Genomic DNA, 7,570 nt, shown 5'->3' on the forward strand with positions numbered 1-7,570 from the left:
CGACGGTTCCGGCCGCCGTCTTATGATCGGCCTTGTGCCCTATTTTGCCTCGCGCGGGTCCTACGGCGCGCCCTTCGCGATCTGGCATGTCTGGCAACATATCCACAGCTTCATTTCGACGCCGCTCGTTCGCGCGGGCTATGAGCAGCAGGCCGTCCGCCGCTTTCTTGCCTTCGCGGCGGCTCAGGGCGCGGCCCTCGTCGAATTTCCGATGTTCGAGGCGGGTGGAGCCTTCGACAAGGCGCTCCGCGACGTCATGGCGGCCGACGGCATTCTCTACCGCGAAACTGATCGTCACGAGCGCGCCTTCCTCCGCTCGGCGCTCGATGAAGAAGCCTATCTTGCGGCCCATATCCGCAAGAAGAAGCGCAAGGAATTCAATCGCCTCTGGAACCGTCTCGCCGAGGAAGGCCGGCTTGAATTCGCTGTTCACGACGGCGGTTCGGACGTTGGTGCATGGGTTGACCGCTTTCTCACGCTCGAGGCGCGCGGCTGGAAGGGCAAGCGCGGCACCGCGATGAAGATGCGGCCGAACGAGCGCCTTTGGTTCGAGGAGATATGCCGGGGCGCGCGTGAGGCGGGGACGCTTCACTGCACGGAGCTCACCCTCGACGGCAATCCGGTTGCCATGCTGACGAGCTTCCGCTCCGGTCGTGGCGTCTTCACCTTCAAGATCGCCTTCGACGAGCGCTATTCGCGCTATTCGCCCGGCACGCTGCTGATGCTGAAGGCGATAGGTGCGTTTCTCCGCGATGACAAGGTCGACTGGGTCGATTCCTGCGCCGTGCCCGGTCATCCGATGATCGACCATATCTGGGCCGAGCGCCGCACCATGAGCAGCATGCTCGTGACCACGCCGCATTCTTTCAGCGTACCGCTGGCAGGCTGGATCGCGCTTGCAAAGCGCGGTGAAGCGGCCGCACGCAAGAAACTTCGCGTTCTCTATGACCGTCTGCAAGGAGATGGAAATGAACAAGCTCATTGAAATTGCCGAGGGGACCGTTTCGGACGCCATGCCGCGCGCGACCTTCCGCGTGGCGCACCGCCTCGACGGACATCCGTTCTTCACGCTCGATCGCCTCGCTCGGCTTGCCGCAACCTTGCCCGCGGATCAGGTCGAGTTCAACGGACCGGTTGCCCCCAACCAGGACCCTTCACTGACGCCGTCCAACGGCCTTTCGCCCGAGGAAACCGTCCGCCGGATCGAGGAGGCGAAGTCCTGGATGGTGCTGAAAAATGTCGAGGCCGATCCTGAATACAAGGAACTGCTCGACGCCTGTCTCGATCAGGTCGCCGAACAGACGGACGGGATGATGGGCGGGGCGACGATGCGCCAGGCTTTCATCTTCGTAACTTCGCCCGGCAATGTGACGCCGTTTCACATGGATCCGGAACTGAACTTCCTGCTCCAGATTCGCGGGCAGAAGCGCATGTCGCTTTTCGATCATCTCGACCGTTCTGTTGCCAGCGCGGAAGACATGGAACTCTTTCCAGGAAAGCACCGGAATCTCGTTTATCGCGAGGACTTCGAATCTCGCGCGGCGCAGCAGCATATCGGGCCGGGCGAGGGACTCTTCGTACCGATTTTCGCGCCGCACTGGGTGCAGAACGGAAACGAGGTCTCCGTCTCCTTCTCCATCACCTGGCACACGGCGGAGACGCGGCACCTGGTCAAGCTTTCCTACGTGAATGCCGGTTTGCGCAGGCTCGGCTTCCCGCAGGCGGACGCGGGCGTCCATCCCCTGTGGGACAAGGCGAAGGTCGCGGCCTATGACGTTCTGCGCCCGACCTATGACGGCGCGAGGCGCTTCGTCGGCGACCGGCAGAAGGCGATTGCGCTCTTCTTCGGGCGGAAGACGCCGGCGATCGCGGGCTAGCGCGCCGCCGCTCTCGGGTGGACGAGGTGCGCGGGATATTCCTGCAACGCCTCGTCGCCGTAGCGGCGATAGCGGCGCAGGTTCACCCTCGTCAGCAGGATGCCGACGCGGCGGCTGCTTGCCGCCGAGAGCACTTTAAGTGCGCGAGCGACCATGCGGCGGCTGGTCGAGGACCATCTCACCACGAGCACCGTGACATCGGCGAACTTCGCCAGCACCTGCGCATCGGCGGCAGCCAGCACGGCGGGTGAATCGATGATCACATAGTCGTAGGTCTGCTGGAGTGCATTCAGCACCCAGAGCATTTGCGAGGAAGCGAGCGCTGCCGTGGGATTGGCGAGAGGCGTTCCCGCCTGCAACACATGAGCGGGGCTTGCGGAATCCTTCCGGATCACATGCTGGAAGGCGGCGCGGCTCATGAGGAGGTCGGCAAGGCCGGGCCGCCTTGCGATGTTCAACGCTTCATGCATCGAAGCCGCGCGCAAATCGGCGTCGACAATGATGGTGCGATATCCGCCAAGCGCAAAGATACGTGCGAGACTTGCGGCGGTCTCCGTCTTGCCTTCGCCCTCTGTTGCCGAGGTCACGAGCACGGTGCGGGCGCGGCGGTCGCCCACGCGCGCGAGAAGCACATGGCCCTGGAGCGCACGGATGGATTCCGAATAGGGGCCGGACGGATCGCGGAGAACATCGTCGGCTGGGGCGGTTTTGCCACGGCGCGTTTCTGCTTCGGGCACGAGCCCGAGGAACGGCATGCCGGTCGCGCGCTCGGCCTGTTCGCCGGTACGGAACCCGCGGGCGAAGACCTCGATCAGGAAGGTGACGAGAAAGGCGAAGATGATGCCGGCGACCGTGGCGAAGGTGAGCGCGGAGGACATGCGCGGGAAAGTGGGCTCGGTCGGCTGCTGCGCGCGCGAGACGATGCGCGCATTCGCCGCCTGGGCGTCCGCCTCGGCGCGGGCGTTCGCTTGCTGGTAACGCAGCAGGAAGGATTCGAGAAGCGCCCGGTTCGTGTCGGCGTCGCGCTGCAAGGCGCGCAACTGCACCTCGTCCTGGTTGAGCTGCCCCATGCGGCGCTGCAGCCGCGTCAGGCTCGCGCGGAGCGAGTTCACGCGCGCATTGGCGACGCGCGCCTCGTTTTCCAGCGCCTCGATGATCTTGCGGACTTCCTTCTCGATCTGCAATTCGAGATCGGCCAGGTTCGCCTGCGATTCCTGGAGGCGCGGATGCGTCGGCAGCAGCGTCTCGGATAGCTGCGCGATCTGGGCGCGAAGGGCGACTTCCTGCTGGCGAAGGTTCTGGATGAGCGGCGATTGCAGCACTTCGGCGGCCGAGTTCACGGCATTACCGGAGGCGAGTAGCTCGCGCGCATTGCCGAGCTTAGCCTGTGTGGCGGCGCGGTCTGCTTCCGCTGTCGAGAGCTGGGTATTGAGTTCGGTCAGCTGCTGCTGGGGCACGGTCGAACCGTTCGTGAGGAACAGGCCGGACTTCGTGCGGAAGGCTTCCACCGCCGCTTCCGACTGCTGCACCTTGCCGCGCAGTTCCTCGATCTGTTCGGCGAGCCACTTCGTCGCTTCGCTGTTGATGCCTGTCCGCTGTTCGACCTGCTGGGCGATGTAGAGTTCCGCAAGCCGGTTCGGAACAATCGCCGCCATGCGGGGGTCGGCGGAGGTAAAGACGATCGCGATGACGCGCGATCCGGTCTTCTGATAGACCTCAAGACGGGAAAGCACCACGTTGGTGATGTCCTCGATGTCGGTCGAGGAGTTGTGATGACGTACACCCAGCGCGATGGCGATACGGCCGAGCAGACCGGGCGAGCGGAGCGCCGGATTGAATTCGGGGTTGCCGGCCAGCCCGAGATCGGTGATGAGGCGCGCGACGAGCGGCCGGGACGTCAGCAACTGGATTTCCGTCTGGACGGTCTGCGCATCTGGCAGCAGCGGCGAGTTTTCGTTATCGAAGGTCGAAATCTCGCCCGCGCGCGGCGCGAGCATCACCCGTGCCTCGACCGTATAGGTCGGCGTGGCGGTGGCGAGCCAGAGGATCGCGATGGCCATGAAGCCTGCAAAGGCGCAGAGAATGATTTCCTTGCGCGCCCATACGCCACGCAGCACTTCCCATGGCGAAATGTCGCCCACCGCGCTCTCGTTCGGCGCGGCGCGGCGGCGGTCGCCAAAGGTGACTACGGAGTTCGTATGGATATCGGTCATGCGTTCCGCTCAACAACTGTCCGCCGTGGGTCCGAACCGCTGGCGCTGCCGCGCCGGGACACCACGTCCAGGATCAACCGGCAGTAGACGGCTTTTAGGTAACGGAAGCCTTAACGGGAAACCTTGAAAGCCGGTGGCCGGTTCGGATTTTGCCCGCGTTTCCGCGCGGCAGGACGGTCTGTCGCAGCCCGGGGTTGCGAAAAAATTAACCCTTCCGGCGGTACTCTCGGGCAGCGCTGAAACCGCCACAGAGGCCCCCTTCATGAAGCTCCGTCTTGCCCTTGTCCTGATGGCGATGTTCGCTGCGGCCACTGGCTGCGCGGAGCGGGGCATCATTGCCGAGCGCCCGGTCTCGACGGAGAACGACGTCTATGTCCTCGATACCGGCGACAGGCTGCGCGTCGTCGTCTTCGGCCAGCCGGATCTCAGCGGCGAATTCGCGGTAGACAGCACGGGTACGGTTTCGATGCCGCTCATGCCGCCGATCCCTGCACGAGGTCTCACCACGGATGAATTCGAGGACGTCGTTGCCGCCGAGCTTGGGCGCACGCTGCTGCGCAACCCGAATGTGAGCGTACAGGTCACCGAATTCCGGCCCTTCTTCATCCTCGGCGAGGTGCAGCGCGCCGGTCAGTATCCATACGTCAACGGCATGACCGTGCAGAGCGCGGTCGCCATTGCCGGCGGCTTCACCTATCGGGCCGACGAGGACCGCGTGAGGATCACGCGCAATCGCGGCGACCGCATCGTCGAGATCGGCGTCGACAGCAACGAGCCTGTCCTGCCGGGCGACACCATTCTTGTCCGGGAGCGCTATTTCTGATGGCCGCCGCCGCACATAGCAGCCCAGACGGCCGGAGCCGGGGCGTGCGGAAGGTCGTCCATGTCATGCGGCTGCCGATGGGCGGCCTTTTCCGTCATGTGCGCGACCTCGTCGCCGGACAGCAGGAAGCTGGCATCGCCGTCGGTGTCGTCTGTGCCGAGCCGCAGGACGAGCGCGCCGCCGCTGCCCTCGCAAAACTTGGGGCTCAATGCGGCCTTGGCCTTCATCTCGTTCCCATGTCGCGCCTGCCCGGTTTCGGCGACATCGCCAACATTCGCGAGGTCACGCAACTCCTGCGCTGGCTGAAGCCCGACATCGTGCATGGTCATGGCGCAAAGGGCGGCATGCTCGCGCGCCTCTCCGGCGGCGCACCCGATGCCATCCGCGTCTACACGCCGCATGGCGGCTCGCTGCATTACGGCCTCTGGAGCCTCGAGGGCCTGGTCTATCTTGGGGCGGAGCGGCTGATGCGCCAGCGCACCGGCGGCCTCATCTTCGAATCCGAGTTCAGCCGCAATGCCTATCGCGCGAAGGTCGGCAAGCCGGCCGCGCCGACGACCGTCATTCACAACGGCCTTTCAGAGGCCGAGTTCGAGCCCGTTGTTCCCGCCGAAGATGCGGCGGATTTTCTCTTCATCGGTGAGCTGCGGATGCTGAAAGGCGTTTCGACGCTCATTGAGGCCGCCTCGCGTCTGGAAAGGCCGGTCCGCATCCGGATCGTCGGTGCCGGTCCGGACCGGGCGCAGTTCGAGCGGATGGCGGTGGAGACGAAGGGCCTCGCCCGCTTCGAGTTTCTGGGCGCGATGCCCGCACACGAGGCGTTCGCCCTTGGCCGTGTCGCCGTCATGCCGTCGTGGAACGAGTCGCTCCCCTATGTCGCGCTCGAAGCGGCGGCGGCGGGGTTGCCGCTTATCGCGACCAAGGTCGGCGGCGTACCTGAAATTTTCGGACCTCTCGCCGCGCGCCTCGTGCCGGCGGGGGATGCAGCGGCACTGGCGTCGGCGATGATGCGCGCGCTTTCCGATCCGGCCGGGATCGCGGCCGACGCCGAAAGGCTTCATGGCCGTGTCCAGGAGTTCTTCTCCGTTGCCCGCATGGTCGATGCCGTGGACGGTTTCTACGCCCGTCTTCTCGACACGCGCGAAGCGGGAAGGGATGCGGCGCTTGCGGGCAGGGCAGGTGGCGCCGCCCATCCGGGTCTCACCGGCGCGGAACACTGAACGATGGACGGCTGGCAGATAGAAGCAGGCAGCCGGGCGCGCGGTGGCGAACCTCGCCGGCCGTTCGCAATCCATCTCGGCGAGTGGCTCGTCATTCTCGTTATCCTCACGAGCTTCTATGTCCGCTCGGACCGGACGCAGGACAGTCCCTCTCCCTATGACCTCCTGATGGCCGCGACCGTCGCGCTCACCTTCCTTTTCGGCTTGCGCTTCCCGCGCCGCCTCGGTTGGGCGGCGGCACTCTGGGGCCTTGTCGTCGCGGGATACGGCATCGGCGCCATGGATGCGCTCTATATGGAGCGTGTGCAGCCGGCGATGATGACGACGATCTATCTCGTCGGCACCTTCCTCTTCTTCGCATCGTGGATCTATGCCGATCCGGTCCGGCGCCTCACGCAGATCTTCTGGGCCTACACGGCCGCGGCAACGCTCGCTGCCACTCTTGGCATCGCCGGTTACTTCGAGCTCTTTCCCGGTGCGGAAATCTTCACCGAATATGGCCGTGCCCGCGGCACCTTCAACGATCCGAACGTCTTCGGCCCGTTCCTTGTCGCCCCCATCCTTTTTCTCGGCTGGCGGCTCAGCACGGCGCAGTCGCTGCGTTCGCTCTGGATTGCGTTTCCCTTCGGGCTTCTCGTGCTGGCGCTGCTGCTCAGCTTTTCGCGCGGCGCATGGGGCAACCTTCTGCTCTCGGGGCTCATCTTCTTCGTGCTGACGCTCGCGACCTCGAAATCCTATCTGCAGACGATGCGGCTCATCGGCTTCGGCGCGCTGGCGGTCGTCGTCATGGTGGGCGTGGTCGGCTTCGCCTTGTCGAGTCCGAAAGTGGCGGCGCTTTTCGAGGAGCGCGCCTCTCTCGTCCAGAGCTACGACACCGACCCGGAGCATGGCCGTTTCGAAAGCCAGGCCCGCGCCTTTGCGATGGCGCTCGAAAAGCCGCTCGGTCTCGGCCCGGCGCAATGGGCGATGATCAACCGGCTCGACACGCATAACGTCTATCTGAACATCCTCGTCGCGGGCGGCTTCCTCTCCGGGCTCGCCTTCATCGCGCTGCTGCTCGTCACGCTTGTGCGGGGCTGGCGGGCGATCGGCCGGGACAGTCCGGAGCAGGGCCTCCTCATCGTTGTCTATGCGGCCTTCGCGGGCCACATCGCCGAGGCCGCCATCATCGACATCGACAACTGGCGCCACTTCTATCTCATTGTCGGGACGCTCTGGGGGGTGCTTCTGGCCGTCGAGGAGCGGGGAGGGGTCCGGCGGCCGGTCCTTCGGGCCGCGTCCCGGGTCCGGCAGGGAATCGGTTCGGCGCCGGTATCAGGCTTCCAGGCGTGAGCCCGGGCCCGCAAGGGCGGGTTGCCTGCTCTTCATTCGCATGAGGTGATTGGAGGCCACGCCCGGAATCGAACCGGGGTATACGGATTTGCAGTCCGCTGCGTC

At 65.1% G+C, this 7,570-nt stretch carries 6 protein-coding genes; 5 read left to right on the plus strand and 1 reads right to left on the minus strand.

Annotated features, from left to right (window positions below; all coding sequences use genetic code 11):
• Positions 1-985 (plus strand): GNAT family N-acetyltransferase (locus tag ACKUUH_RS16815; RefSeq protein ID WP_407951042.1); only part of this gene is annotated, 985 nt, incomplete at its 5' end.
• On the plus strand, positions 969-1,877 hold the full coding sequence (locus tag ACKUUH_RS16820; protein ID WP_407951043.1) for a cupin-like domain-containing protein: 909 nt from the start codon (positions 969-971) through the stop codon (positions 1,875-1,877). The genes ACKUUH_RS16815 and ACKUUH_RS16820, both read left to right, overlap by 17 nt.
• Here the strand turns inward: ACKUUH_RS16820 and ACKUUH_RS16825 are convergent.
• A complete protein-coding gene (locus tag ACKUUH_RS16825) occupies positions 1,874-4,090 on the minus strand; it encodes a GumC family protein (protein WP_407951044.1) in 2,217 nt (738 codons plus the stop codon). The genes ACKUUH_RS16820 and ACKUUH_RS16825 overlap by 4 nt on opposite strands.
• 262 nt (positions 4,091-4,352) lie before the next feature.
• Between ACKUUH_RS16825 and ACKUUH_RS16830 the strand changes: the two genes are divergently transcribed.
• From ACKUUH_RS16830 to ACKUUH_RS16840, 3 genes are read left to right on the plus strand one after another with little or no spacing between them, the layout of a single operon-like run.
• The gene (locus ACKUUH_RS16830; protein WP_407951045.1) at positions 4,353-4,913 is read left to right on the plus strand and encodes a polysaccharide biosynthesis/export family protein; all 561 of its coding nucleotides are present in this window, start codon (positions 4,353-4,355) and stop codon (positions 4,911-4,913) included.
• Between the two features lie 44 nt (positions 4,914-4,957).
• Positions 4,958-6,133 carry a glycosyltransferase family 4 protein gene (locus ACKUUH_RS16835; RefSeq protein ID WP_407951046.1) on the plus strand — a complete coding sequence of 392 codons (1,176 nt, stop codon included), beginning with the start codon at positions 4,958-4,960 and terminating at the stop codon, positions 6,131-6,133.
• Positions 6,134-6,136: 3 nt separating this feature from the next.
• Positions 6,137-7,465, plus strand: coding sequence for an O-antigen ligase family protein (locus tag ACKUUH_RS16840; protein WP_407951047.1), 1,329 nt, complete (start codon positions 6,137-6,139; stop codon positions 7,463-7,465).
• The last annotated feature ends 105 nt before the right edge of the window (positions 7,466-7,570 follow it).

The organism is Parvibaculum sp. (genome assembly GCF_045863935.1).
Taxonomy (GTDB): Bacteria; Pseudomonadota; Alphaproteobacteria; order Parvibaculales; family Parvibaculaceae; genus Parvibaculum.

What these genes read in the sequence shown, in the direction of transcription:
- ACKUUH_RS16840 (WP_407951047.1), top strand. Translation starts at nt 6,137, where the DNA reads ATGGACGGCTGGCAGATAGAAGCAGGCAGCCGGGCGCGCGGTGGCGAA.
- ACKUUH_RS16830 (WP_407951045.1), top strand. Translation starts at nt 4,353, where the DNA reads ATGAAGCTCCGTCTTGCCCTTGTCCTGATGGCGATGTTCGCTGCGGCC.
- ACKUUH_RS16825 (WP_407951044.1), bottom strand. Translation starts at nt 4,090, where the DNA reads ATGACCGATATCCATACGAACTCCGTAGTCACCTTTGGCGACCGCCGC.
- ACKUUH_RS16820 (WP_407951043.1), top strand. Translation starts at nt 969, where the DNA reads ATGAACAAGCTCATTGAAATTGCCGAGGGGACCGTTTCGGACGCCATG.